Raw genomic sequence first — 26,160 nt, 5'->3', positions numbered from 1 at the left:
CGGTGGAAGCAGGCGCCGTCGTGACGACGACCCATGCGACGGGAGCACGCATGACCGACCTGATCACCGGCCCCCGGGAGCACGTGCCCGAGGGCCTCCATGCGCGGGTCCTCGACCCACGCCCGACCGCGGTGCCGCTGCGCGCCTGGCAGGACCGCCTGGCCCGCATGGAGTCGCGACCCGACCCGCTCGCGGGTGCCGACCGGGTGCTCGTGGTGTCCGCGCACCCCGACGACGAGACGATCGGCGCCGGCCGTCTGGTGGCAGGCTTCCCCGGCCCGGCGGTCGCGGTGACCATGACGGCGGGCGAGCGCTGCCTGGCCGGGGAGGGCGTCGACGCCGTCGACATCGGCGTACGGCGGGTGGCCGAGTGGCGCTCCGCCGTCAGCGCGCTGGGGGCCGAGGCCCTCGAGACCCAGCGCTGGCCGGACGGGCAGCTGGACCGGCACCAGGCCGAGGTGGCGCGACTGCTGGTCCGTCTCGCGCAGCCCGGCGACGTGCTCCTCGTGCCGTGGCGGCACGACCCGGACCGCGACCACCGCGCGCTCGGCGCGGCCGCGGTCGAGGCGGCGGCGGTCGCCGGAGTGCGCGTGGTCGAGTATCCCGTGTGGGCGCCGTACCTCCGGACTCCGCACGAGGTCGGCGCCACTGGCCAGGCCCTGGTGCCGGTCGACACGGACGCCGAGGCCGGGGCCCGGTGGCGCCGAGCGCTGGGGGAGTACCTCAGCCAGGTCGAGCCCTGGCTCCCGGGCTGGGCGCCGCTGGTCCCGGCGGACCTGCTCCAGCACCATGTGACCCAGCTCATCGTGGAGGGCGAGCAACTTCACCCCTAGGGGTGTTACGCGCCCCCTCCGCGCCCCCTAGATTCGTCCGGGGCTGGGTGGCGCCGCCTGCTCGGTGCCGCCCAGCCCCCGCTCGGGGGAGTGCGGGTCTCCTCGCCCGGGTGCGCGCAGCGAGCCGAGCTCAGCTGCCCGAGATGTCCGGCTCGGAGACCCGCACCCGGTCCGGCAGGAAGCCGTGCGTGGCGCCCCAGAGCACCGCCTGCGACCTGCTGACCGCGCCGATCTTGCGGTAGCAGGACCGGATGTAGGACTTGATCGAGTTGATCGAGAGCGACGTCCGCAGCGCGATGTCGGCGTTGCTCATGCCCTGCGTGATCAGCGCGAGCACCTCCGCCTCGCGCGCCGTGAGCCCCTCCTCGCGGCCCGGCCAGTCGCCGCCGATCACGGCGCTGCGGCCGGGATCGGGCGAGATCACGGTCTCCCCGCGCGCCACCGCCTCGAGGGCCGAGGTGAGCTCGGCCGCGGTCAGCGACTTGGAGAGGTAGCCGGCCACCCCGCGCTGCATCGTCGCGGTCGTGAGCAGCTCCTGGAGGTTCCACGAGTACACCACCAGGTGGCGGACCCGCGGGTTGGCGAGCAGCTCCTTGACCCGGTCTCCGTCGCCCTGGGGCTGCGCGAACGTGTCGTAGAGCGCGATGTCGACCGGTTGCTGCACCGGGAGCGCGGCGTCGAGCTCCACGACGTCGAAGGCGTCGGTGTAGGAGCGCAGCATGTCGGCCAGCCCCCGCACCACCACCTCGTAGTCGTTGACGAGGGCGAGACGGATGGCCATGTCGCCACCGTACGCCGTTCGCGGCTGGTCCGGACCGGTTCCCCTGGCGCCTTTCTGCGCCGACGTACGACGACGCCCGCCGGGGGTGCGCATCCCCGGCGGGCGTCGTAGCAGTGGCAGGAGCCGGGCGGCTCCGTGCGTGAGGTGAGGTCAGGCGTTCTGGATCGCCGAGACGTCGAACTCGAGCTTGATCTTCTCGGAGACGAGCACGCCGCCGGTCTCGAGCGCGGCGTTCCAGGTCAGGCCCCAGTCCTTGCGGTTGATGCTGGTCGCGCCCTCGAAGCCGACGCGCAGGTTGCCGAACGGGTCGCGGGCCGAGCCGGTGGACTCGAACTCGATCGTGACCGGCTTGGTGACGCCCTTGATGGTCAGGTCGCCGGTGATCTGCCAGGTGTTCTCGTCCTCACGGACCACCTCGGTGGAGGTGAAGGTGATGGTCGGGAACTGCTCGGCGTCGAAGAAGTCGCCGGAGCGCAGGTGGCCGTCGCGGTCCGCGTTGCCGGTCTCGATGCCGGCGACGTCGATCGCGAGGGAGACGGAGGACGCCGCCGGGTTGGCGGTGTCGATCTTCGCGGTGCCCTCGAAGGAGGGGAACGAGCCGCGAACGGTGGTCACCATCGCGTGCCGCGCCGAGAAGCCCAGTCGGGTGTGGCTGGTGTCGAGGGTGTAGTCACCCGAGATGTCGTCGACGGCGGTGGTGGCGGCGTCGAAGACGGTGTCCTCGGTGGCGGGGCGGTTGCGGGTGAAGATGCTCATCAAAGCTGCCTTTCCTGGGTGTCTTGGTGCTGCCTTGTTGAACTTTCAACCATGATCCTAGGTCGGTTCATTCCCACTTTCAACCTGCAACTTTCTGTGATGCATGCCACAAGCCGCGATCGGGCACGGGAGGATCGCCAAGCAGGGCAGGAGATTCTCGGCGGAACTTTCACTGCGCAACCGTTCCGATGTCCGTGACCTGGACCACATGCCGGGCTAGTGTCCGGCCGAGCCGCCGGGCCCGGGCCGGCCACGAGGAGGACCGCGTGATCGAGATCCACCCGCGCCGCAGCTGTCGGTCGGTGGCCGTCCGTGGCCTGAGCCGGGCCACCGTCCGGCCGGTTCTCGGGTTCTTCCCGGTGCGCGGGCCGATGTCGCCGCTCAAGGCCGCGGTCGATGTCACCGCCGGCCTGCTGCCCCGCCTGCCCAGCACGACGTACCACCACGTCGAGGGCGACGGCTGGACCGCAGAGCTGGTCACTCGCCGCGACCTCGCCGACCAGGAGCTGGTGGACGCGCCGGGCGCGATCGTCTACTTCCACGGGGGCGCGTTCGTCTTCTGCGGGCTGGCCACCCACCGCCGGATCGTCGAGCGGCTGGCCGAGCGGACCGGGCTGCCGGTCCTGTCGGTGGCATACCGCCAGCTGCCGGGGCACCGCGTCGAGACCAGCGTGTCCGACTGCGTCGGTGCCCTGAACTGGCTGCTGGAGCAGGGCGTCGACCCCGCGGGCATCGTGCTCGCCGGTGACTCCGCGGGTGGCCACCTGGCCTTCGCGGTGGGCCTGGAGGCGACCGCGCAGGGGGTCGACCTGGCCGGCATCGTCGGGCTCTCGCCCTGGCTCGACTTCGACAACGCCGCCCGCCGCCGGCACCGCAACGCGTGGCGCGACGACTTCATCCCGACCTTCCGCCTGGACCGGGTGGCCCGGCTGGTCACCGGCGTGCCGGTGCTGGACCCGGAGCACTCGCCGGTCAACCGCGACCTTGCCGGGCTGCCGCCGGTGCTGATGATCTGCGGCCACGACGAGGTGCTGCGCCACGACGCCGAGCTCATGACCGAGCGGCTGCTGTCAGCCGGCGTCGCGGTGACCCTGCACCTCTGGCAGGGCCAGGTGCACGCGTTCCCGGTGCTCGGGAACTTCCTGCCGGAGAGCGCGGCCGCGCTCGACCAGGTGGCCACGTTCGTCGGCAGCACCGTCGGCGTACGCCGGCTCCGGGCGGTCTCCTGAGCCGTCCGGCCATCGGCGAACGATTCGGGCGGGACAGCTCTGCGGGCCTACCCTTGACCGGTGAGTGACCCTTCCCCCGACCGGCTCGACGACGACCAGCACGACGATCCCGGCCCCACCTTCGCCGACCTCGGCCTCGACCAGGGCGTGCTCGACGCGCTCCGTGCCGTCGGGTACGAGACCCCGTCCCCCATCCAGGCCGCGACCATCCCACCGCTGCTCGACGGCCGGCACGTGGTCGGACTCGCGCAGACCGGCACCGGCAAGACGGCGGCGTTCGCTCTGCCGCTGCTCTCCCGGCTCGACCTCGCGCAGGCCACGCCGCAGGCCCTGGTGCTCACCCCGACCCGCGAGCTCGCGCTCCAGGTCTCCGAGGCGTTCGAGAAGTACGCCGCGCGCCTCAGGGGTGTGCACGTGCTGCCCGTCTACGGCGGACAGGGGTACGGCGTGCAGCTCAGCGCGCTGCGCCGCGGCGTGCACATCGTGGTGGGCACGCCGGGCCGGATCATGGACCATCTGGAGAAGGGCACCCTCGACCTGTCGGAGCTGCGGTTCCTGGTCCTCGACGAGGCCGACGAGATGCTCAAGATGGGCTTCGCCGAGGACGTCGAGACGATCCTGGCCGACACCCCGGACGACAAGCAGGTCGCGCTGTTCTCCGCGACCATGCCGGCGCAGATCCGGCGGATCTCGAAGAAGCACCTGACCGACCCGGTCGAGATCACGGTGAAGAACCGGACCACGACCGCGGCCAACATCGCCCAGCGGTACCTGATGGTGTCCTACCCCCAGAAGGTCGACGCGCTCACCCGGATCCTCGAGGTCGAGAACTTCGAGGGGATGATCGTCTTCGTCCGCACCAAGAACGAGACCGAGACGCTCGCCGAGAAGCTCCGCGCCCGCGGGTTCTCCGCCGCTGCGATCAACGGCGACGTCGCCCAGGCCCAGCGCGAGCGGACCGTCAACCAGCTCAAGGCCGCGAAGCTCGACATCCTCGTCGCCACCGACGTCGCCGCCCGCGGCCTCGACGTGGAGCGGATCAGCCACGTCGTCAACTACGACATCCCCACCGACACCGAGTCCTACGTGCACCGCATCGGCCGCACCGGTCGGGCCGGGCGCAGCGGCGACGCGATCTCGTTCGTCACCCCGCGCGAGCGCTACCTGCTCAAGGCCATCGAGAAGGCCACCCGGCAACCGCTCACCCCGATGCAGCTGCCCACCGTGGAGGACATCAACGTCACCCGGCTGGCCCGCTTCGACGACGCGATCACCGAGGCGCTGGCCACCGAGCGGGTCTCGTTCTTCCGCGACGTCGTCTCCCACTACGTCCGCGAGCACAACGTGCCCGAGGTGGACGTGGCCGCGGCGCTGGCCGTCGTCCTCCAGGGCGACGAGCCGCTGCTGCTCGAGGACGAGCCGGCGCCGCCGGCCCGCGAGCGCCGCGGCGACCGCCCGGAGCGTGGCGAGCGGGGCGACCGGGGTCCGCGCCGGGACCGTCCGCAGCGCGGTGGCAGCGGCGGCCCGCTCGCGCCGTACCGGATCTCCGTCGGCAAGCGGCACAAGGTGGAGCCGCGCCAGATCGTCGGCGCGCTCGCCAACGAGGGTGGCCTCGGCCGCTCCGACTTCGGCCGGATCGACATCCGCGGCGACCACTCGATCGTGGAGCTGCCGCGCGAGCTGCCCTCGGGCACCGAGGACGCGCTCCGGGGCACCCGGATCAGCGGCAAGCTGATCGAGCTCCGGCCGGCCGCCGCGACCGAGGCCGAGCACCGCCCGCGCCATGACCGCGGCACCGACCGCGGGTACGACGACCGGCCGCGCAAGAAGCCGCGCCACAAGCGCCCCTGACCTACCGCCCCGCTGGTTGAGGACGCCTGCCCCCGCTGGTTGAGGAGGTCGCTCTGCGACCGTCTCGAAACCAGCGGACCGGCTGCGGCCGACGCGCCCCGACCCCGGGGCCCGTCGGGGTGTCGTCGGGTCAGTCCCGCCCCGAGCAACCACCCCAGAGTCCGGCCCCTGCCCTTCCGCCACGCCGGTGCCCCCGACCTACGCTGCGAGGTCCGGGGGAGGAGACGACCATGGTGCGGACCCTGTGGGCGGTGGTGGGCGCCGTCCTCGTCGTGCTCGGGCTCACCGTGGGGCTCGGCGCCTGGCACCAGGCCCGGGACTACCGCGAGGCGACGGCCGCGCTCCAGGCCGCGCTCCGGCCGGACCCCGAGGAGTACCTGCGCCAGGTCCGGCCGCACCTGGAGCAGCCGCAGAGCGACCAGCAGCTGCTGGCGACCGGCAACTCCCTGTGCGTCGAGCTCGACCGCTCCGACGGTGACGTCCGGGCGCTCGCGGCCGACATCGGGGCGCACGGGCCGACGGACCCGGACGAGCTCGCGACGTACTCCCACGACATGACGTACATCGCGGACAAGTCGATCAAGTGGCTGTGCCCGCGGTGGGTGGATGCCTACCTCGAGCAGTTCCCCACCGGATCCCCGACCGTCTGACCGCTGACCCGGCACAAGATGTGCCGGGTCGGCGTCGGTCTGGCCCGGTGAGTCGGCACAAGATGTGCCGGGTCGGCGTGGGGGTGCGATGAGTTCTGTGGACGACGCGGGTCGGACCACGCATGGACACCAAGGACCCCGCCCACGACCCCGCCCATGACTTCAGGCCCGCGACCCGCACGATGACCCGGCTGGTGGCCGGCGTCCGGGACGACCAGCTGACCGACCCGACCCCGTGCCCGGACTACACGGTGGGCGACCTCGCCGACCACATCGGCGGGCTCGCGCTGGCGTTCACCGCCGCGGCGCGCAAGCAGGTGCTGCCCGGCTCCGAGAACGGCGGCTCAGGGGATGCCTCCCGACTCGAGGACGGCTGGCGCGACCGGGTGACCGGCGACCTGGCCGCACTGGCGGACGCCTGGACCGACCCCGCGGCGTACGACGGCGAGGCCACGGCCGGCGGCGTGACCATGCCGGCGCCGGTGATGGCGCAGGTGGCGCTCAACGAGGTCGTCGTGCACGGCTGGGACCTGGCCCGCGCCACCGGCCAGGACTTCGACGCGCACGACGCCGACCTGCTCGCCTGCCTGGCGTTCGCCGAACCGTTCTCCCAGCCCGGGACCGAGGAGATGCGGGGCACCGCCTTCGGACCGGTGGTGCCGGTGCCGGACGGGGCCGACGACCTGACCCGGCTGCTGGGCTACCTGGGGCGCCGGGCCTGACGGTCGACCGGCGACGCAGCTACGGTGGGGCCGTGGTCGACGACGTGCACGCGAGCCGCGGCACCGCCGCAGACCGGGAAGCGGTCGAGAGCGTCGTCCGTGCCTTCTTCGCCGCCTTCACCTCCGGACCCGACAGCTCCGCCCGGCTCGACACGCTCAGGTCGCTGTTCCTGCCCCGGGCGGTGATCACCAGCGCGTGTGGCCCGGAGCCCGCGGCGTACGGCGTGGAGGAGTTCATCGCCCCTCGCGAGGCGCTGCTGTCCGGCGGCACCCTGGTCGACTTCCGGGAGTGGGAGGAGGGCGGCCGCATCGACCTGTTCGGCGACGTCGCCCACTGGTTCGGCAGCTACGCCAAGCAGGGCGTGCTGGACGGGGAGCCGTTCACCGGCCGCGGGGCCAAGTCCCTGCAGCTCGTCCGGACCTCCGCCGGATGGCGGATCAGCGCGGCGGCCTGGGACGACGAACGAGACGTGGCTCAGAGCCAGTAGTTGTCGTGCGCGAGGTAGAACGCGTCCTTCTCCTCGTCGGTCATCGTCAGCCCCTCGCCGAGCTTCTTGAGGGTCTCGAAGTACTCCTCGCGCGGTGCGCCCGGCGAGAACATCAGCAGCATCGACGCGCGCTCGCCGGACTCGTTCCGGAAGCCGTGGATGCCGCCGGCCGGCACGTGCGCGAAGTCGCCGGCGGTGCAGTCGGTCCAGCCGGTGCCGTCGTGCAGCCGCACCGTGCCGGAGAGGATGAAGAAGGACTCCGAGATCGTGCGGTGGAAGTGCGGGTCCGGGCCGCTGACGGCGGTGCCGAAGTTCCACCGGTAGAGCCCGAACTGGCCGCCAGTGGACGCGCCGGTCGCGAGGTAGTCGACGCTGCCGCCGGAGCGGTACTCCAGGTCCGGTGCGCTGTCACCCCGCCGGATGGTCGCGCTGGTGGTGCCGTTCTCGCCGAAGTAGATCGGGTCGGGGTAGCTCATGCGCCCACTCAACCCCGGTCCGGCCCGCGCCGTCGACCGTTACTGGCCGATGCGGCTGCGGCTCAGTCGGCGCGGGCGAGGATGGCGGCGACCCTGGCCTGACCCTTCGATCGGGCGTGCTCGAGGGCGGTGACGCCGTCCTGGTCGGCGATGCCCGGGTCGGCGCCGGCGTCCAGGAGGATCCGCACGATCTGCTGGTACGGCGCGGACCCGTCGCCGAGGATCACCGCCTCGAGCAGCGCGGTCCAGCCGAGGTCGTTGATGTGGTTCACGTCGATGCCGGTGCGGGAGACCCGGCGCACGTAGTCGACGTGGCCGCGCTCGCTGGCCGGGATGATCGACACCCCACCGTACCGGTTGCGCAGGGTCAGGTCGGGGTCGTGGCGCAGCAGCAGCTCGGCCATCGGCACCGAGCCGGTCACGCCGGTGACCAGCCACGGGGTGTCGGAGCGGTCGTCGACGGCGTCGGGCGAGGCGCCCAACGCGACCAGCACCTGCGCGGCCGCGAGGTGGTCGGCCGCCGAGGCCAGCAGCAGTGCCGTCCGGCCGTTCCCGTCCCGCGTCTCGAGGTCGGCGCCGGCGCGCAGGGCGACCGCCACCCCGTCGGCGTCGCCGTGGGCCGCGGCCCGGAGCAGGGCGGCGTCCGGGCGGTCGGGTACGGCGCCGAGCCCCCGGCGGAGCGTCCGGACCACAACGTCCTGCCCGCGGTCCGTCGCCTCCTGCAGCGCGGTGGTGCCGGTGCCCGTCGGCACGTCGAGGTCCGCCCCACCGGCGACGAGCACCCGCACCGTCGTGACGTCGTCGGGGGTGCCCTGGCCGAGCACGATCGCCTCGTGCAGGGCGGTCCAGCCGAGGTTGTTCACGTGGTCGACGTCCTTCCTCAACGGGGTGCGCAGCAGCCGGCCGACCACCTCCCAGTGCCCGCGCTCGGCGGCCCGGATCAGGCCGGTGCCGTCGAAGCTGTCGTGCAGGTGGACCTTCGCGCCGCGGTCGAGGGTGAGCTCGAGCAGCCGGAGGTGCCCTTCGCTGGTGGCGATCAGGAACGCATTCTGCACCGACGCGTCGCGCCAGTTGACGTCCGCGCCGCGGTCGATCAGCCGCCGGGCCCGTCGTACGTCGTTCGCCCAGGCCGCGTCGACCAGCGCCCGGTCGAGGCGGGGCCCGCCGTCGGGCAGAGCCGTGCTGGTCGACGTCCTCGTCGGCGGGGTCGTGGGGGCGCTGGTCGGCGCGCTCGGGCGAACGGTCGGGCCGTCGCCGGTGGTCTCACCCTCACCGTCCGCGCCGCTGCACGCGCTCGTGAGCACCGCCAGCCCGGCCAGCACCACCGACGCTCCGCGCCCCAGCCTGGCCCGCCGTGCCGTCCTGCCCACGCTCCCTCGCACGCGTCCAGTCTGCCGGGTCGGGAGCAACGTCACCGGTTGTCGTGGCAGTCGCCCGCCCCGGACGTTAGCCTTCCGGGGATGTCGTCCCTGGTCGGTCGCGGAACGCTGCTCGACGGCGTACGCCGATCGCTCGCGGCCGGACGCGCCGTTGTGCTGCATGGCGCCCCCGGCGCCGGCCGGAGCGCGGTCCTCGACGAGCTCGAGACCGCCGCCGCGTCCGCGGGGACCACCGTGCTGCGGGTCGGCGGTGCCGCCAGCGAGCAGGGCCTCGCCTGGGCCGCGCTGCAGGACTTCTGGGACCAGGCGCCGGCAGAGCTGGTGGCCGCGCTGCCGTCCGGGGACGCCGCGCTGCGCGAGGGCCTGGTGGGTGCCCCGACCGACGAGGAGACCGGGCACCGGGTCGGCCGCGCCTGGCTGCACCTGCTCGAGGGGATGGCCGACGCGGGGCCGGTGCTGGTGCTCATCGACGACGCCCACTGGGTCGACGAGCCGTCCGTCCGTGCCGTGGTCTACGCCGGTCGGCGGCTGGTCGACCGGGTCGGCTTCGTGGCCGCCGTCGGCGACGAGGTGCCCGAGATGCCCGGCCTCGCGCGGGTCGACCCCATCGAGGTCGGGCCCCTGGCGGCCACCGACCTGGTGGCGCTGCTGACCACGCACGGCCTCACCCCCGCGGTCGCCCAGCGGGTGGCCGCGGAGTCCGGCGGCGTCCCGTCGCTGGCCCTCGCCCTCGCCGGCGCCCTCGGTGAGCACCCGTCCGTCCAGGGCCGGCCGCGTCCCACGCCGCCGAGCATCGCGCGGATGCTGCGCGAGCGACTCTCGACCCAGCCGGACGACGTACGCACGACCCTGCTGCACGCCGCCCTGCTGCTGCGGCCCACCACCCGGCTGCTCGTGCGGGCCGGTCTCGACGACGCCGAGGCGCACCTGCGGCAGGCGACCCGGGCCGGGCTGGTGGTGGTCGACGACGAGGCGGTGCGGTTCACGCCGGCGGCGCTGGCGCAGGTCGCGGCCGAGGCAGTGCCCGCGGCCGAGCGCGCGGCCACGCACCGGCGGCTGGCCGTGGCCGCACCGTCCACGAACGAGCGGCTCCGACACGAGGCGCTGGCCGCGCCGGGTCCCGACGCCGAGCTCGCCGGGCGGCTGGCCGACGGCGCCGGGGACGCGCTGCGCCGCGGTGCCCGCGAGCTCGCGGCCGAGCTGTTCCTGCTGGCCGCCGACCACGGCCCGGCCGAGCTGCACGCCGAGCGGACCGAGTGGCTGGCCTGCGCGATCGAGGCCGGCGCCCCCGGCAACCACGCCGACCTCGTCTACCGCGCGATGGACGACTTCGACTTCGCGGATGCCGAGCCCGGCCAGCGGGTCCGGGTCCGGCTCGCGCTGGTCGAGCTCGCCGGCACCGGCCGGTCTGCGATCGACGAGGTGCTCACCGCCGCGCTCGCCGACGCCGGCGACGACCCGCTGCTGGTGGCCAACGTGCTCCTCCAGCGGGCGCGGCTGCACCTCATGGAGTCCCGGCCGCTCGAGGTCGAGCGCAACGTGGTCGAGGCGGTCCGGATCATCCGGCGTACCGGTGACGAGGAGGCAGAGGCGATGGCGCTGCCGCTCCTCGCCGTGACCCGGCGCTGGACCGGCGCCGGCGACCACGACGAGGTGCTGGCCCGCGCGGTCGCGCTGCCCCAGCCGCCGACGCCCGGGCTCGTGCACACGACCCCGCGCTACATGGCCGCGCGGTTCGCGTTGTACGACGACCGGCTCGACGAGGCGTGGAGCCGGTTCCTCGCGCTGCTCGCCCAGGTCGAGTCCGGCGCCGGGCAGGACACGGTGCACGTGCTGCGCTGCCTGGTCGAGGTCGGGGTGCGGCTCGGGCGCTGCCGCGAGGCGCTGGAATACGCCGCCCGCGCGGCGCGCGTCGCCGAGCGCTTCGACCTCGACCCGCAGGCGAGCTGGTTCATCAGCGCCGTGGCCGAGCTGGCCGGCGGCGACCTCGAGCGGGCCAGGACCCTGGCCGCGCAGGGCGTCGCGGTGTGCGACGAGCGCGGCGACATCCGGTACCTCCAGCGACACCTGCTGGTGCAGGGCCAGGTCCTGCTCCGGCTCGGTGCCGCCGGAGACGCGGTGGCCGCGCTCACGCGGGTCCGCGCGATCGAGCGCGAGAACGGCATCAGCGACCCGACCGTCAACCGCTGGCAGGCCGAGCTGGTCACCGCGCTCGTCGCCACCGGCGACCTCGACGAGGCCGCCGCCGTCGCCGCCGAGGCCCACGCGCGGCTCGACGGCCGGCCGGGCGCCGAGGGCACCCGGGCCCAGCTCCTGCGCGCCGAGGCCGGGCTGCACACGGCGCGCGGGGACCTCGACCGTGCGGACGTGCTGCTCGACGAGGCAGCGGCCACCTTCGAGCGGCTCGGGATGCGGGTCGACCTCGGCCGGGCACTGCTCGGGCGCGGGTACGTCGAGCGGCGGCGGCGCCGGGTCGCGGCCGCCCGCGAGGCCCACCTCGCGGCGTACACGCTGTTCCGCGAGATCCACGCCGAGCCGTGGGCTGCCCAGGCCCAGCGCGCCCTCGAGCCGGCCCGCGCCGAGCCTGCTGTCGGGGACGACCCGGCCGCGCTGCTCACCGACACCGAGGCCCGGGTCGCGCGCGAGGTCGCCGACGGCGCCAGCAACCGGGAGATCGCCGAGCGGCTCTACCTGTCCGTGAAGACGGTCGAGGCGACGCTGACGCGGATCTACCGCAAGCTCGAGGTGCGGTCCCGGACCCAGCTCGCCCGGCGGATGGTGCCGCGCGGCTGACGGCCCTGCCGACCGCTGGTTGAGGAGCGAGCGCCAGCGAGCGTCTCGAAGTCAGCCGGTGGTCTCGAGACGGCCTCGTCCCTCGGCCTCCTCAATCACACGGTGGCGCAGGTCGAGGGTTTTCCCCGTTACGCCGCGACGTACCCGCGCCGTTGACTCGATCCGGCCGCCCGCCAACCCCCGGGCGCCGGAAGGAGCAACCGTGAAGTCCCCCACCTCACCGACACGGAGCCGGGTCATCGGTGCCGTCATGGCGACCACCGTCGCCGGCGCCCTGGCTCTCGCCGCCCAGGCCCCGTCGTACACCCAGGCCGGCACCGAGCGCACCGCGCCGCCGGCCGTGGCGAAGGACGCGCAGGGCCGCTCGGACGCGATGTCCGCCGCGAAGGAGTACGTCGCCGAGCACGGCTCGATGTTCAAGAAGAGCAAGGACGACACGTTCGTCCGCACCGGTGTGCACCAGGGCAGCGCCGGCACCTGGTACGTCGCCTACGAGCGCACCTACCAGGGCATCCCGGTCGCCGGCGGCGACTTCGTGGTGGCCGTCAACAAGGACGGCAAGGTCACCGGCCGCACCTCAGGGCAGGAGAAGACCATCGACCTCGCGTCCGTCCAGCCCACGGTGAGCAAGTCCGCGGCCCGCAGCGACGCCCGTGCCGAGCTGAAGAAGGACGAGGGCGCGACCGCGCCGCAGCTCGTGGTGTACGCCGAGGGGACCCCGCGGCTGGCCTACGAGACCGTGGTGACGGGGGAGAAGAGCGGGATCCCGTCGAAGCTGCACGTCTACACCGACGCGAAGACCGGTGAGACGCTGAGCAGCTGGGACGAGGTCGTGGCCGGCACCGGCTCCGGCTACTACAACGGCTCGGTCTCGTTCGGCACCTCCGGCTCCGGCACATCGTGGTCGATGACCGACACCTCACGCTCGGGCCAGAAGTGCGGCGGCCAGAACGGCGCGGCGTACACCGGCGCCGACGACGTCTGGGGCAACGGCACCGGCACCAGCCTGGAGACCGGCTGCGTCGACGCGATGTACGCGATGAACAAGGAGTGGGACATGCTCGCGTCCTGGCTGGGACGCAGCGGCATCAAGGGCAACGGCACCGGCTACCCGGCGCGGGTCGGACTCAACGACGTCAACGCCTACTGGGACGGCTCGATCACCAACTTCGGCCACTCCTCGGACAACGCGCGGCAGCTCACCGCGATCGACATCGTCGCCCACGAGAACGGCCACGGCATCTTCTACACCACGCCCGGCGGCTCCTCGGGCGACAACGAGACCGGCGGCATGAACGAGGCGACCGGCGACATCTTCGGCGCGCTGACCGAGGCGTACGCCGCGAACCCGAACGACCCGGCCGACTACCTCGTCGGCGAGGAGGCCAATCTCACCGGGTCCGGCCCGATCCGCAACATGTACAACCCGAGCGCCCTCGGCGACCCCAACTGCTGGTCGACCTCGATCAAGAACACCGAGGTGCACGCCGCCGCCGGCCCGCTGAACCACTGGTTCTACCTGCTGGCCAAGGGGTCGAGCTCCTCGCCGGCCTCGCCGACCTGCAACGGCTCGACGGTGACCGGCCTCGGCATCCAGACCGCCGGCAGGATCTTCTACAACGGCATGCTGCTGAAGACGTCGAGCTGGACGCACGGTGCGGCCCGCAAGGCGACGTTGCAGGCGACGATCAACCTCTACGGCACCTCGAGCTGCACCACGTTCAACACCGTCAAGGCGGCCTGGGACGCGATCTCCGTGCCCGCCCAGTCCGGTGAGGCGACCTGTGGCGGTGGCGGCGGTACGTCGTGCACCGAGGTGACCACGACCGGGTCCGCGATGTCCGGCTACTCGACCTACAAGCCGTCGTCGTCGGGCTTCTCGGCCGCGGCCGGCACCATCAAGGGCTGCCTTTCCGGCCCGACGGGCGTCGACCTCGACCTCTACCTGCAGCGCTGGAACGGCGCCTCGTGGGTGGACGTCGCGGCCAGCGAGGGCACCACGTCGACCGAGACCATCACCTACTCGGCGACCGCCGGCAGCTACCGCTGGGACGTCTACGCCTACTCCGGTTCCGGCAGCTTCACCCTCAAGTACGACGTGCCCTGACCCGCACGTCGTACCTCCGGGCGGCCGGCCCACCCAGGGGCGCCGGCCGCCACCGGGCGGGGTGCCCACCCCCCAACAGGGGCACCCCGCCCCCGGACCGCCCCGGGACCGTCCCCCGCGGGACGGCCGGCGGCCCACCGACCCGGACGTGCCGACTCCGCTCGTCCGGCTCCGGGAGTGCAGCTCGGGCACCGCGCTCCCGGAACCCGGCCCCGGCGGGCCTCACCACCTGCCGGGGCCGGTCTCATTCCCGCCCAGGTGCCCGGTCTTGTCCGCCGAGGTGCCCGGTCTTGTCCGCCGAGGTGCCCGGTCTTGTCCGCCGAGGTGCCCGGTGTTGTCCGCCGAGGTGCCTGGTCTTGTTGGTCGAGGTGCCCGGTCTTGCGGGAGCGGCCTGATGCTTGAATCGCGGCTATGAGGGGGAGCGGGCTGCGGCGGCTGCGCGAGGACCTGGGCGCCGAGCTGATCCGGGACATCACGCTCGTGTGCCTGGCGGTCGGCGTCGTGGGCGTGTCGTACGGCGCGATCACGACGTCCGAGGGCCTGCCCGTGTGGACCCCGACGTACCTCTCGATCGTCGTGCTCGCCGGCGCTAGCCAGTTCCTGTTCACCGCGCTCGTCGCCGCCGGCGGCAGCCCGTTCGCGGCCGTGCTTGCCGGGCTGCTGGTCAACGCCCGGCACCTGCCGTTCGGGTTCGCGCTTGCGGACACGGTCAAGGACCACCGCTGGATCGGCAGCTACCTGATGATCGACGAGTGCGTGGCGTTCGCGCTCGCGCAGCGCGACCCGGTGCGGCGCCGGCTGGTCTTCTTCACCTGCGGTGCCTCGCTGGTGGTCTGCTGGAACGTCGGCGCGCTGGTCGGGGCGCTGGCCGGTACGGCGATCGAGGACACCGACGCGTTCGGGCTCGACGCCGCGCTCCCCGCCGTACTCCTGGCCCTGGTGCTGCCCGCCCTCCGCGACCGCGGCATCCGGCGGCCGGCGCTGCTCGGTGCCGCGATCGCGCTGGTGGTGACTCCGTTCGTCCCGGCCGGGCTGGCGGTCCTGTGCTCGCTCGGCGGCCTGGTGCTCGCCCGCCCGGGGCACAAGGAGCCCGACCGCCCGGAGCCCGGCCGCCCGGAGCCCGATCGCCCGGAGCCCGACGCATGATCGGCACCACCGAGATCCTCGTGGCCGGCGCGGTGCTGGGTGCCGGCACCTACGCCTACCGAGTGGCCGGCCCGCTGCTGCACACCTGGTTCACGCCCAGCCTCCGCGTGCAGGCGCTGATGACGATCGCGGCCACGGTGCTGCTCTTCGCGCTCGGGGTCACCAGCGCCCTGATGGACGGCACCCACCTGGCCGACGCCGCGCGTCCCGCCGGGGTGGCCGTCGGTGCGGTGCTCGCCTGGCGTCGTGCCCCCTTCGTGGTCGTGGTCGTCGCCGCGGCCGGCACCGCCGCCGGCCTGCGCCTGCTCGGCCTCTGACCCCCTCGTTGAGTCGCGCCCGCCTGGTCGTTGAGTTGCGCCCGCCTGGTGGTTGAGTTGCGCCGGGCCGGTCGTTGAGTGGCGGCGCGCGCGTGGCGCGACCCAACGCTGAGGGATGCGCGACTCAACGCTGAGCGGGGCGCAACTCAACGCTGATTGAAGCGCGACTCGACCCTTAGCGGGGCGCGACTCAACGCTGAGCGGGGCGCAACTCAACGAACAGGGAGGCGCAACTGAACGGAGGGGGTCAGAGGGTCAGCCGGATCTGCCGGGGACCGCCGCCACCGTCGCGCTCGGCAGGGGACCGCTCGATGCAGAACTCGTTGCCCTCCGGGTCGGTCAGCGTCACCCACCCGGAGCCGTCCTCCTTGCGGTGGTCGCCGGTCACGGTGGCGCCCAGGGCGACTGCCCGCTCCACCTGCTCGTCGCGGGTGCAGTCGGTCGGCTGGAGGTCGAGGTGCATCCGGTTCTTCGCGGTCTTGCCCTCGGGCACAGGTATGAACAGCATCGTCGGGAACGACTGCGGCGGGTACGTCGGCGCCACCAGCACCTCGGGATCGTCGTCGTAGTAGAGGTTCCAGCCCGTGAGCGCGGACCAGAACGACGCGAGCGAGCGGGCGTCCGCGCAGTCGACGGTGATGTTGTGCAGGGAGACGGTCATGGGTCGATCCTGACAGCGCCGGGAGCGCCGGTCACGGGAGTTTCGGCGGTCAGTCCCGGGCGCGCTCGAGCGGGACCTTGCGGCCCGGGATCGCCACCTCGGCCGCCACCAGCGGGTGGTCGCTGGTGCGGTTGACCAGCCCGCCGTCGATGACCCGGTAGCCGCTGAACGACACGGCGTCGGAGCCGAAGATCCAGTCGACCTGCATGCGCGGCGGCGGGGCGCAGCCGCTGCCGGTGCTGCCGCCGTTCGCTGCCTTCAGCGTGGTGTTGGCGGTCAGCGGGCAGAAGTAGTCGGCGCGATCGTTGAAGTCGCCGGTGAAGAAGACCGGGTAGCCGGAGGCCGACAGCTCGTTGGCCAGCGCGATCTCCCGGGCGGTCGCGGCCCGCCGCGACCCGCCGTTCTGCCCGTGGTCGGCGGTGTCGGCCGGGTTGTGGAAGTTGGCCACCCACAGGCGCTGCCCGGTCGCGTTGTGCTGGAGCAGGACGTACGGCATCCGCCGCTCCTGGCCGCCGAAGTACGGGATGCCCACGGTCTGGGTCTGGACCGCCGTGAACACGTCCTTGCGCCAGGCGATCGAGTTCTCGACACCAAGGTTGCCGACCGCCATCCCCGGCCACACGCCCCAGGCGCCACCGGTACGGCCCACGAAGTTGTTGAACTGCGGCTGCTGGAACTCCTGGAGCCCGACGATGTCGGCGCTCTGGCCGTTGATCAGGCCGACCGCCCAACCCATGCGCGTGGCGCTCGACGCGTAGCCCTTCCGGTTGCCGCCGGGCTTCGTGTGGCTGTGGCCGAGCACGTTGAAGGTGGCGATCGTGAAGGAGTACGGGTCGTAGACCTTGAACTTCGGCTTCGGCTTGAGCTCGAGCGTGACCCGCGGGCCGGTGAGCTTGCCGGTGCGCGCGCCGGCCTGCGGCGTGGCGGCCCCGCTGGTGGGCTCGGGTTCGTGCGTCGAGATCGTCGCCGAGGTCGTCGGGCGGCGGTTCCCGGCGGCGGTCTCGCTGTCGTCCGAGGGTGCGACCACGAAACCGAAGGCCACCACCACGGCCGTCACGAGCAGCGCAGGCGCGAGCATCAGGACGAGCTCGGGTGGTTTGCGCACCGGAGCACGATACCCGCGACGTGACGTACGTCGCCAAAGGACGAAGCCTGACCCGGCCCGTCCGCGCGTGACGAGCCCCACCCGCGGGCGGCCGTAATTGCGTGGCTCGGCGCGGGCTCCCGGTGGAACCATTCAACCATGAGCTTCTCGGTATATCGCCGGATCCTCGGCATCCGGGACGCCCGCAACGCGCTGCTCCTGGGGCTGCTGATCCGCACGCCCATGTGGGCCGGCGCCATCATCCTGACCCTGCACGTCGTGACCACGCTCGGCCACAGCTACTCCGCGGCCGGCCTGCTCACCACCTGCTCGACCGTCGCCCTCGCGGTCAGCGCACCCTGGCGCGGCCGGCTGCTCGACGTCCGCGGGCTTCGGCGGACGGTGCTGCCGCAGCTGGTGGTGCTGGCGGTCGTGTGGAGCATCGCCCCCTGGGTGGGCTACTGGCTGCTGCTGCCGCTGGCGTTCGTCGGCGGCCTGTTCGTGGTCCCGACGTTCTCGATCGTCCGCCAGGTGCTGATCTCCTCGGTCGAGGACCGGCACCGGACCGCGGCGCTGTCGCTCGACTCGTTCGCCACCGAGCTGACCTTCATGGTCGGACCGGTCGTCGGCGTCCTTGCCGCGACGTACCTCGACACCCGGTGGGCGCTGTTCGGCGCCGAGATGCTGACCGTGCTGGGCGGCGTGCTGGTCTGGGTGCTCAACCCACAGCTGATCCGCGAGGACGAGCAGGCCACCGAGCACGTCGGTTGGCGCAGCTGGGTCAGCCCGCTCGTGGTGGCCGTGCTTGCCGCGTCGGCGGCCAGCACGGTGGTCCTCACCGGCACCGACCTCGGCATCGTCGCGGCCCTGCGCTCGATGGGGCATCCGGAGTCGATCGGCTGGGTGCTCGCGATCTGGGGGCTCGGGTCCGCCGTCGGCGCGCTGGTGTACGGCGCGATGCACCGGCCGGTGCCCGTCTTCTGGTTGCTGGCGCTGCTGGCCGCGGCGACGCTCCCGGTCGCGCTGGCTCCCAACCGGTTCTGGCTGACCGCCCTGCTGTTCGTCGCGGGCCTGTTCTGCGCGCCGACCATCACCGCCACCATCGACCACCTGTCGCGAGTGGTCCCAGCGCGGGCCCGGGGCGAGGTCATGGGCTGGCACGGCTCGGCGCTGACCATGGGCTCGGCCCTCGGCGCCCCGGTCGCCGGGGTCGCGATCGACCGCGGCGGCTGGGAGGCCGGCTTCCTGGTGACCGCCGCGCTCGGACTCGCGGTGGCGCTGGCCGGTCTGGTCGCGTCCGCCCGGCGCCACGCCGCCGTACCCCTCGTGCCGGCTCCAGAGCCGGGCCCGCACCCGGCCGCCGAGCGCAGCGCCGCCTGACGCCGACCCGGCACAAGATGGGCCGACTCACCGTCCGATGTGGACGCCGACCCGGCGCAGGATGTGCCGGCTCGGCCGGGGTTCGGGGCGGTGACCCGGCGCAGGATGTGCCGGCTCGGCCGGGGTTCGGGGCGGTGACCCGGCACAAGATGTGCCGGGTCACCGTGGTGGGGAGCTTCGGGGCGGTCCTAGGCTGACCGCATGACGACTATCGACGTGCTGGACCCGGTTGACGGAACGGTGATCGACCAGGTGCCCGACCTCGGGGTCGAGGATGCCCTCGCCGCGCTCGACACGGCAGTGAAGATGCAGGCGGACTGGGCCGCCACCCCACCCCGGCAGCGCGGGGAGATCCTGCGCCGCGCCTTCGAGCTGATCATCGAGCGCAAGGACGACTTCGCGCGCACGATCAGCCTGGAGATGGGCAAGCCGCTGGCCGAGGCCGCGGGGGAGGTGGTGTACGGCGCCGAGTTCCTCCGCTGGTTCAGCGAGGAGGCCGTGCGCATCGACGGCAGCTGGCTCAAGGCGCCCGCGGGCGGCTCCCGGCTGCTCACCATCCGCAAGCCGGTCGGGCCGTGCCTGTTCGTCACGCCGTGGAACTTCCCGCTGGCGATGGGCACCCGCAAGATCGGGCCGGCACTGGCCGCCGGCTGCACGGCCATCGTGAAGCCGGCTGCCAACACACCGCTGACGATGGTCAAGCTGCTCGAGGTGTTCGCCGAGGCGGGGCTCCCCGACGGCGTGCTGCAGCTGGTCACGACCTCCGACTCCGGGGGTGTCTCCAAGGCGCTGATGGCCGACGCCCGGCTGCGCAAGGTCTCCTTCACCGGCTCCACCGCGGTCGGCAAGGTGCTGGTCGCGCAGGCGGCCGACAACCTCCAGCGGGTCTCGATGGAGCTCGGCGGCAACGCGCCGTTCATCGTGTTCGAGGACGCCGACCTCGACAAGGCGGTCGACGGCGCGATGATCGCCAAGATGCGCAACATGGGCGAGGCCTGCACCTCGGCCAACCGTTTCCTCGTGCACACCGCGGTGGCCGAGGAGTTCACCCGCCGGCTCGGCGAGCGGATGGGTGCGTTGCGGGTCGGCCGCGGCCAGGACGACGGCGTCGACGTCGGGCCGCTGATCGACGAGAAGGCCGTGAACGACGTGGCCGAGCTGGTCCGCGAGGCGGTCGAGAAGGGCGCCCGCGTGGTCACCGGCGGTGGCGACCCCGACGGCAACTTCTACGCGCCGACGGTGCTCGCCGACGTACCCTCCGACGCCCGGATCGCCCGCGAGGAGATCTTCGGGCCGGTCGCACCGGTGTCGACGTTCGAGACCGACGACGAGGCGATCGCGATGGCCAACGACACCGAGTACGGCCTCGCGTCGTACGTCTTCACGGCGTCGCTCGACCGCACCCTCAAGGTCGTCGAGCACCTCGAGTTCGGCATGGTCGGCGTCAACACCGGCCTGGTCTCGAACCCCGCGGCCCCCTTCGGCGGCGTGAAGTTCAGCGGCTTCGGTCGCGAGGGCGGCTTCGAGGGCATCGAGGAGTACCTCGACACGGTGTACGTCGGGCTCGCCGCGGACTGAGCGACCCGGCCGGAAAGACGTTCCCCACGCGAAACACGTCCGTGGCAGTCTGGACCCATGGCTGAACCCGCCCAGGGCACTCCCGGTCCTCCGACCACGGTCATCCTGTTCGGCGCGACCGGCGACCTGTCACGGCGGAAGCTGCTCCCGGGGCTGCTGCACCTGTGGCGCTCCGGGCTGCTCCCGCACGTGCAGGTCGTCGGCACCTCGCTGGACGACCACACCCGTGAGTCCTTCATCGACCTCGCCCGCGCCGGCATCGCGGAGTTCAGCGAGGACGCCCAGGACAAGGAGGAGTTCCCGGAGTTCGCCAAGCACCTGTTCTGGGCGCCGAACGGGGCGGACAACCTCCGCGCGGCCATCGAGGAGGCGGAGTCGGGCTGCGACGACCAGCACACCCGGCTGCACTACCTCTCGGTGCCGCCGAAGTCCGCGCTCGCGGTCGTCAAGACCATCCAGGACGCCGGCCTGGTCGAGAACAGCCGGATCATCATGGAGAAGCCGTTCGGCACCGACCTCGAGTCCGCGAAGGCGCTGAACGCCAGCCTGCACGAGGTCTTCGACGAGCGGCAGATCTTCCGGATCGACCACTTCCTCGGCAAGGAGGCGGCGCTCAACATCCTCGCGTTCCGGTTCGCCAACGGGCTGTTCGAGCCGATCTGGCACCGCAACTTCATCGACCACGTGCAGATCGACATCCCCGAGAAGCTCTCGCTCGAGGGGCGGGCGGCGTTCTACGAGAACACCGGCGCCTACCGTGACATGATCGTCACCCACCTCTTCCAGGTGCTGGCGTTCACGGCGATGGAGCCGCCCGTCGCGCTCGACCCGGAGTCGATCACCGAGGAGAAGCGCAAGGTCTTCCGGTCGATGCTGCCGATCGACCCGCACCACGTGGTCCGCGGTCAGTACACCGGCTACACCTCCGAGCCCGGCGTCGACCCCGACTCCGAGACCGAGACGTTCATCGCGCTGAAGTGCTACATCGACAACTGGCGCTGGGCGGACGTGCCGTTCTACCTCCGCCACGGCAAGGCCATGGCCGAGGGCCAGCGGATCATCTCGATCGCGTTCAAGGAGCCGCCGCGGTCGATGTTCCCGGAGGAGTCCGGTGTCGGCGAGCACGGCCCCGACCACCTGACCTTCGACCTCGCGGACCGGTCGCGGATGTCGCTGTCGTTCTACGGCAAGCGGCCCGGCCCGGGCTTCCGCCTCAACAAGCTCTCCATGCAGTTCGACATGGGCAACACGCACTGGGCCGGCTCCGGGCTCGAGGCCTACGAGCGGCTGATCCTCGACGCGGTCAAGGGCAACCACACGCTGTTCAACAGCGCGGAGGGCCTCGAGCGCCTGTGGGAGATCTCCCAGCCGCTGCTCGACCACCCGCCGCCGGTCCGGGCCTACGACCCGGGCACGTGGGGGCCGAACCAGATCCACCAGCTCATCGCGCCGTTCTCGTGGCGGCTGCCGTTCGAGCGCAAGTGGCGCGACTGACCCACTGCGTCCCCTGACCGGGAGGGTCGGGATACTGGCGTCCGTGGAGATCTTCCAGCCGGTCGCGGACTCGTACGCCGCCTTCGCCGTGGAGGCGACCGACTCACCGTGCTTCGCGGGCTGGGCCGCCTCGGTGGCCACGGACCCCGAGGTGCAGGCCCGGATCGCGGAGCTCCCCGACCTCAAGCAGCAGGCCAACCTGGTCTTCGCCGCCGCCCGCTGGCACGGCGTACCGGCGCCGGGCCCGTACGCCGGACTGCGTCGCGCGGTCCTCGAGGACTGGGACACCCTCGTCCCGACGATCATGGCCCGCTCCACCCAGACCAACGAGGTCGGCCGGCTGGCCACGCTGGTGCCGGTGCTCGCCGGGCTGCGGGAGCCGCTGGCGCTGATCGAGGTCGGCGCCTCCGCGGGGCTGTGCCTCTACCCCGACCGTTGGGGCTACGCCTGGACCCACGAGGACGGGACCACCACGAAGCTCGCCTCCCCGGACGGCGACCGGGTGCTCGCCTGCGACGTGACTGGCCCGGCCCCGCTGCCGGACCGGCATCCCCAGGTCGGCTGGCGCGGCGGCATCGACCTGAACCCGCTCGACGTCACCGACCCCGACGCGATGGCCTGGCTGGAGACCCTGGTCTGGCCCGAGCAGGACGACCGGCGGGCCCGGCTGCGTGCCGCCGTCGAGGCGGCGCGGACGGAGCCGCCGTACCTCGTCCGCGGCGACCTGCTCGACGCCCTGCCGGGACTGCTCGACGAGGTGCCCGACGGGCTGACGCCGGTGGTCTTCCACTCCGCGGTGATCGCCTACCTCGACCAGGCCGGCCGCGCCCGCTTCCACGACCTGATGACGGGGCTGGTCGCCGACGGCCGGTGCCACTGGATCAGCAACGAGGGCCCGCGGGTGCTGCCCGAGGTCGCCGCCACCGGCCCGGCCACCGACCCCGGACCGTGGTTCGTGCTCGGTCTCGACGGTCGCGCCGTCGCGCACGCCCACGGGCACGGCCGGGCCATGCGCTGGCTCTGACCCGGCGTTCGGACCGCGAACAGAGCTGTAACGCGGTGTTCTTGTCACTCAGCACGTGGTCGAACGCGTGCCAAGCGACATGAACACCGCGTTACAGCGGCGGTGTCCGATAGAAAGAAACGGGGGGTCAGGCGTAGCGGAGCGCGTCACCGGGGCGGAACCGGACCGCCCGGCGTACCGGCAGGAAGAGGACGAGCAGCGCGAGCACCGTGGTCCCGACCAGGGCGACGAGGATGTTGCCCGGAGGGAAGACGACGGGCAGGCGTACGTCGACGATCTCCCACACGAGCCGCACGATCAGGCGCGTGAGCAGGTAGCCGAGCGGGATCCCGATCAGCCAGCCGACCACGGCGAGCGTCACGCCCTCCGTGGTGAAGATGCGGCGGATGTCCCGGGCCCGGGCGCCGATGCTGCGCAGGATGCCGATCTCACGGGTCCGCTCGAGGACGTTCGTGGTGATCGCGTTGGCGAGCCCGACCATGCTCATCGCGACGATCAGGAAGCCGAGCACCGCGATGGTCGTGGTCAGCGAGCTGTTGGCCGCCACCTCGTCGCGCTCCCTGACGTACCTGATCTCGCTGGTGATCTCGTAGCCGGCCGCGGCCAGGCGGTCCTCGAGGAGCGAGGTGGCCCGGTCCACGGCGGCCGGGTCCTGCGAGTCGGTGCGGACCCAGTAGGCGCTGGCGCCGGTGGGCCGGTCGAGCAGCGCGCGCGTGGTGCGCAGCGGGACGTACAGCGCGGTGCCGTCCTCCTGCTGGTTGGTGGCCATGCCGACGATCCGGAACCGGGCGCCGCCGGATGTGGTGGCGAGGGTGACCGTGTCGCCCACGTCGATGCCGGCGTTCTGCGCGATGTTGCGCTCGATCACCGCAACGGGTTCGCCGTCCCGGTTCTCGTCCGCGGTGAACCACCGGCCGGCGGCGAGGCGGTACCGGAACAGCGGGTCGGGCTCGACGCCCCACACGAACGCCTCCCGGCCGGCCAGCTCCACCGTGTTCTTCAGGACCGGCTGGGCCTCGGCGACGCCCGGCGTCGTGACGATGGTCCGGCGGGCGCGCTCGTCGAACGGCGCCCGCCCGCTCGTGGAGATCTGCACGTCCTCGAGGTGGGAGCCCCACGACGCCTTGGTGCTGTCGGTCGCGGCCTGCGCCAGCGCCAGCACCGCGAGCAGGTTGCCGACGGCGAGGGCGACGATGGCGGCCGTGGCCAGGCTCCGCCGCTTGCGCCGGCCGACGTTCCGCAGCCCGATCTGCATGACGCGCGGCAGGAAGCCGGCTCGCCGCAGCGCCCGGTCGACGGCGTCCTGCCCGCCGGTCGTCGAGCCGGTCGCCTCGAGCGCCTCGCGGAGGTCGACCCGCAACGCCCGGCGGATCGCGGGGAGCGCGGCGAGCGGCGGCGCCACCAGCCCTACCAGGACGCTGGCCAGCACCACCCGGAGGTCGACGCCGAACCCGACCTCGACCGCCCAGTACGTCGACCCGAAGTAGCGCGCGAGCAGGCTCGAGAGCGCGATCCCGAGCAGGGTTCCGAGCAGCGAGCCGAGTGCGCCGAGCAGCAGCGTGGTCCGCGCGTACACGAGCGCCACCTGCCGGCGGCGGGCACCGACCGCGCGCATGACCCCGATCTCTCGCGTCTGCTCGGCCACCAGCGTGCTCAGGGTGTTCGAGATCAGGACGGCTGCGGAGATCAGGGCCAGGACCGTGATCACGCCCAGCAGCTTCGCGAACTGCTCGGTGTCGGCCTTCCCCGGCCAGTCGCCGGCGGCGCGGATGCTCGGCAGGTTCGTGAACCCGTCGAACCCGGGCACCGTCGCCAGCTCGCGGCGCACCTGCTCGACGGTACGGCGGGCGGCCGGGGGGCTGGGGTCGTCGAGCCGCAGTGCCAGCTCGCCGTACCCGGGCTCGCCGCTCAGTCGTGCCACCGTGCTCGCCGGTGCGTAGAGCACCACGACGTTCTCGTCCTGCACCTGCTCGCCGCCGGGCAGGGTGCGCCCGCGGCCGCTGAGCGTGAAGTCGGCCCGCTCGCCGGCGGCGCCGACCAGGGTCACGGTGTCGCCGGTGGACCCGTCGTACACGCCGACGTTGGCATCCTGCACGTCGGCCAGGAGCTCGTCCGGTCCGGGGAAGGATCCCTGCTCGACGCGCACCACGTCGACGCCCTGGTCGGCGAAGGCCCGCACCCCGACCAGGCGCGCGGGGGCGCGGCGCGCACCGATCAGCACGCGCGCGTCGACCCCGGACCGGGCCTCGACCGCGGCGACGTTCGGCAGCGCGGCGATCCCGGCGAGCTGGTCGTCGGTGAGCTCGACCGGCCGCATGGCCACGGTGACGTCGGCGAGCCGGCCGGCCGCGACCTCGTCCTGCATCGTGCGGTCGATCAGGGTCGGGACCGCGAAGAAGGAGATGCTCGCGACCGCGATCGCGAGCGTGAGCACCGTGAAGATGGTTCGGGCCGGCCGGCGGGACAGGTCGGTGACGGACTTGCGCAGCTCCGCCGACAGCATGACGACTCCTCAGTCACCGACGACGCGGCCGTCGCGGATCTCGACCACCCGGCGGGCACGGGCCGCGAGCTCGCGGTCGTGGGTCACGAAGAGGATCGTCTTGCCCTCGTCGTTCAGCCGTTCGAGGAGCCGGAACATCTCGGCCGCGGTGACGGTGTCGAGGTTGCCGGTGGGCTCGTCCCCGACGATCAGGCCGGGGTCGGCCGCGAGCGAGCGTGCGATCGCGACCCGTTGCTGCTCGCCGCCCGAGAGCTCGGTGGGCAGGTTCTCGACCTTGTCCGCGAGCCCGACCACCTCGAGGTTGTGCCGTGCCCGCTCGAAGCGCTCGTGCTTGGAGCCGCGGCGCAGGAAGTCCAGGGGCAGGGCGGCGTTCTCGAGCGCGGACAGGGTCGGGAGCAGCTGGAAGAACTGGAAGACGATCCCGACGTTCGCTCCGCGCCACACGGCCAGCTCCTCCTCGCTGAGCTGGTCGAGGCGGGTGCCGTCGAAGGTGACCGTGCCGGCGGTGGGGCGGTCGATGCCCGTGATCATGTTGAGGATCGTCGACTTGCCGCTGCCCGACGGCCCGACCACGGCGACCATCTCCCCGCGGGTGATCGACAGGTCGACGCCGCGGAGCGCGCGGTACTCCAGCTTCCCGGTGCGGTAGCTCTTCTCGACGCCGGCGAGCTCGATCAGCGGGGGCCGGACGACGTGCTCCGCCCGCTCCTGGCTGGTCATCGCTTCGCTCATGGACAATGCTCCCGCGCTCGTGCTCACTCGCAGGATCAGTCCCCGCGATGCCCGGCGCACAGGGTCGTTCGACCCACGTCGCCCGGGCCGTTGCCCACTGCCGATCCGACCCGCACGCCAGCTGTAACGCGGTGTTCGTGTCACTCAGCACGCGTTCGAACACGTGCCAAGCGACC

22 protein-coding genes are annotated in these 26,160 nt (G+C 72.8%); 14 read left to right on the top strand and 8 right to left on the bottom strand.

From position 1 onward, the window contains the following. Positions 1 to 50 precede the first annotated feature (50 nt). Entirely contained in the window at positions 51 to 833 is a 783-nt protein-coding gene (locus EKO23_RS17655) for a PIG-L deacetylase family protein (RefSeq protein ID WP_134719445.1), read from the top strand. Between the two features lie 130 nt (positions 834 to 963). On the opposite strand, the gene EKO23_RS17650 is transcribed toward EKO23_RS17655, so the two are convergent. Next, positions 964 to 1,614 (bottom strand): helix-turn-helix transcriptional regulator, encoded by a 651-nt coding sequence (locus tag EKO23_RS17650; RefSeq protein WP_134719444.1) that lies wholly within the window; start codon positions 1,612 to 1,614, stop codon positions 964 to 966. Positions 1,615 to 1,764: 150 nt separating this feature from the next. After that, on the bottom strand, positions 1,765 to 2,370 hold the full coding sequence (locus EKO23_RS17645; RefSeq protein WP_134719443.1) for a YceI family protein: 606 nt from the start codon (positions 2,368 to 2,370) through the stop codon (positions 1,765 to 1,767). Positions 2,371 to 2,636: 266 nt separating this feature from the next. Here EKO23_RS17645 and EKO23_RS17640 point away from each other — a divergent pair, with 266 nt between their 5' ends. The 5 genes from EKO23_RS17640 (at position 2,637) to EKO23_RS17620 (ending at position 7,310) form a co-directional block, all read left to right on the top strand. Further along, positions 2,637 to 3,599 carry an alpha/beta hydrolase gene (locus EKO23_RS17640; protein ID WP_167880537.1) on the top strand — a complete coding sequence of 321 codons (963 nt, stop codon included), beginning with the start codon at positions 2,637 to 2,639 and terminating at the stop codon, positions 3,597 to 3,599. Between the two features lie 60 nt (positions 3,600 to 3,659). Continuing rightward, positions 3,660 to 5,450: a DEAD/DEAH box helicase gene (locus tag EKO23_RS17635; protein WP_134719441.1), complete on the top strand. Its 1,791-nt coding sequence runs from the start codon at positions 3,660 to 3,662 to the stop codon at positions 5,448 to 5,450. 230 nt (positions 5,451 to 5,680) lie between these two features. After that, positions 5,681 to 6,100, top strand: coding sequence for a hypothetical protein (locus tag EKO23_RS17630; RefSeq protein ID WP_134719440.1), 420 nt, complete (start codon positions 5,681 to 5,683; stop codon positions 6,098 to 6,100). A 122-nt stretch (positions 6,101 to 6,222) separates the two neighbouring features. Then, positions 6,223 to 6,822 (top strand): TIGR03086 family metal-binding protein, encoded by a 600-nt coding sequence (locus EKO23_RS17625; protein WP_134719439.1) that lies wholly within the window; start codon positions 6,223 to 6,225, stop codon positions 6,820 to 6,822. Positions 6,823 to 6,854: 32 nt separating this feature from the next. Then, positions 6,855 to 7,310, top strand: coding sequence for a nuclear transport factor 2 family protein (locus EKO23_RS17620; RefSeq protein WP_246051161.1), 456 nt, complete (start codon positions 6,855 to 6,857; stop codon positions 7,308 to 7,310). Here the strand turns inward: EKO23_RS17620 and EKO23_RS17615 are convergent. Together EKO23_RS17615 and EKO23_RS17610 are read right to left on the bottom strand one after the other, a co-directional pair. Next, a complete protein-coding gene (locus tag EKO23_RS17615) occupies positions 7,298 to 7,786 on the bottom strand; it encodes a cupin domain-containing protein (RefSeq protein ID WP_134719438.1) in 489 nt (162 codons plus the stop codon). The genes EKO23_RS17620 and EKO23_RS17615 overlap by 13 nt on opposite strands. Before the next feature lie 62 nt (positions 7,787 to 7,848). Next, positions 7,849 to 9,168 carry an ankyrin repeat domain-containing protein gene (locus tag EKO23_RS17610; protein ID WP_246051160.1) on the bottom strand — a complete coding sequence of 440 codons (1,320 nt, stop codon included), beginning with the start codon at positions 9,166 to 9,168 and terminating at the stop codon, positions 7,849 to 7,851. Positions 9,169 to 9,246: 78 nt separating this feature from the next. Between EKO23_RS17610 and EKO23_RS17605 the strand changes: the two genes are divergently transcribed. The 4 genes from EKO23_RS17605 (at position 9,247) to EKO23_RS17590 (ending at position 15,528) form a co-directional block, all read left to right on the top strand. Continuing rightward, entirely contained in the window at positions 9,247 to 11,958 is a 2,712-nt protein-coding gene (locus tag EKO23_RS17605) for a helix-turn-helix transcriptional regulator (RefSeq protein WP_134719436.1), read from the top strand. A 202-nt stretch (positions 11,959 to 12,160) separates the two neighbouring features. Then, the gene (locus EKO23_RS17600; RefSeq protein WP_217702679.1) at positions 12,161 to 14,065 is read left to right on the top strand and encodes a M4 family metallopeptidase; all 1,905 of its coding nucleotides are present in this window, start codon (positions 12,161 to 12,163) and stop codon (positions 14,063 to 14,065) included. Positions 14,066 to 14,476: 411 nt separating this feature from the next. Then, the gene (locus EKO23_RS17595; protein WP_134719435.1) at positions 14,477 to 15,211 is read left to right on the top strand and encodes an AzlC family ABC transporter permease; all 735 of its coding nucleotides are present in this window, start codon (positions 14,477 to 14,479) and stop codon (positions 15,209 to 15,211) included. Then, complete coding sequence (locus EKO23_RS17590) at positions 15,208 to 15,528, top strand: AzlD domain-containing protein (RefSeq protein ID WP_134719434.1); 321 nt, start codon at positions 15,208 to 15,210, stop codon at positions 15,526 to 15,528. The genes EKO23_RS17595 and EKO23_RS17590 overlap by 4 nt, the downstream gene beginning before the upstream one ends. Positions 15,529 to 15,775: 247 nt before the next feature. Here the strand turns inward: EKO23_RS17590 and EKO23_RS17585 are convergent, their stop codons facing one another. Then, positions 15,776 to 16,189, bottom strand: a complete 414-nt coding sequence (locus EKO23_RS17585; protein ID WP_134719433.1) for a VOC family protein — start codon at positions 16,187 to 16,189, stop codon at positions 15,776 to 15,778. Positions 16,190 to 16,238: 49 nt separating this feature from the next. Further along, complete coding sequence (locus EKO23_RS17580) at positions 16,239 to 17,294, bottom strand: endonuclease/exonuclease/phosphatase family protein (protein ID WP_167880536.1); 1,056 nt, start codon at positions 17,292 to 17,294, stop codon at positions 16,239 to 16,241. A gap of 138 nt (positions 17,295 to 17,432) precedes the next feature. Between EKO23_RS17580 and EKO23_RS17575 the strand changes: the two genes are divergently transcribed. The 4 genes from EKO23_RS17575 (at position 17,433) to EKO23_RS17560 (ending at position 22,749) form a co-directional block, all read left to right on the top strand. Next, positions 17,433 to 18,653 (top strand): MFS transporter, encoded by a 1,221-nt coding sequence (locus EKO23_RS17575; RefSeq protein WP_134719431.1) that lies wholly within the window; start codon positions 17,433 to 17,435, stop codon positions 18,651 to 18,653. A 201-nt stretch (positions 18,654 to 18,854) separates the two neighbouring features. Beyond that, a complete protein-coding gene (locus EKO23_RS17570; RefSeq protein WP_134719430.1) occupies positions 18,855 to 20,231 on the top strand; it encodes an NAD-dependent succinate-semialdehyde dehydrogenase in 1,377 nt (458 codons plus the stop codon). Positions 20,232 to 20,288: 57 nt separating this feature from the next. Next, on the top strand, positions 20,289 to 21,725 hold the full coding sequence (gene zwf / locus EKO23_RS17565; protein WP_134719429.1) for a glucose-6-phosphate dehydrogenase: 1,437 nt from the start codon (positions 20,289 to 20,291) through the stop codon (positions 21,723 to 21,725). Between the two features lie 43 nt (positions 21,726 to 21,768). Beyond that, complete coding sequence (locus tag EKO23_RS17560; protein ID WP_134719428.1) at positions 21,769 to 22,749, top strand: DUF2332 domain-containing protein; 981 nt, start codon at positions 21,769 to 21,771, stop codon at positions 22,747 to 22,749. Positions 22,750 to 22,876: 127 nt separating this feature from the next. On the opposite strand, the gene EKO23_RS17555 is transcribed toward EKO23_RS17560, so the two are convergent. Together EKO23_RS17555 and EKO23_RS17550 are read right to left on the bottom strand one after the other, a co-directional pair. Further along, positions 22,877 to 25,252, bottom strand: coding sequence for an ABC transporter permease (locus EKO23_RS17555; protein WP_134719427.1), 2,376 nt, complete (start codon positions 25,250 to 25,252; stop codon positions 22,877 to 22,879). 9 nt (positions 25,253 to 25,261) lie between these two features. After that, positions 25,262 to 25,984, bottom strand: coding sequence for an ABC transporter ATP-binding protein (locus EKO23_RS17550; protein WP_246051159.1), 723 nt, complete (start codon positions 25,982 to 25,984; stop codon positions 25,262 to 25,264). Between the last annotated feature and the right edge of the window lie 176 nt (positions 25,985 to 26,160).

It is taken from the genome of Nocardioides guangzhouensis (assembly GCF_004519545.1).
Taxonomy (GTDB): Bacteria; Actinomycetota; Actinomycetes; order Propionibacteriales; family Nocardioidaceae; genus Nocardioides; species Nocardioides guangzhouensis.
Note: the sequence above shows the minus strand (reverse complement) of the source record. Positions and strands in the feature narration are given on the sequence as shown.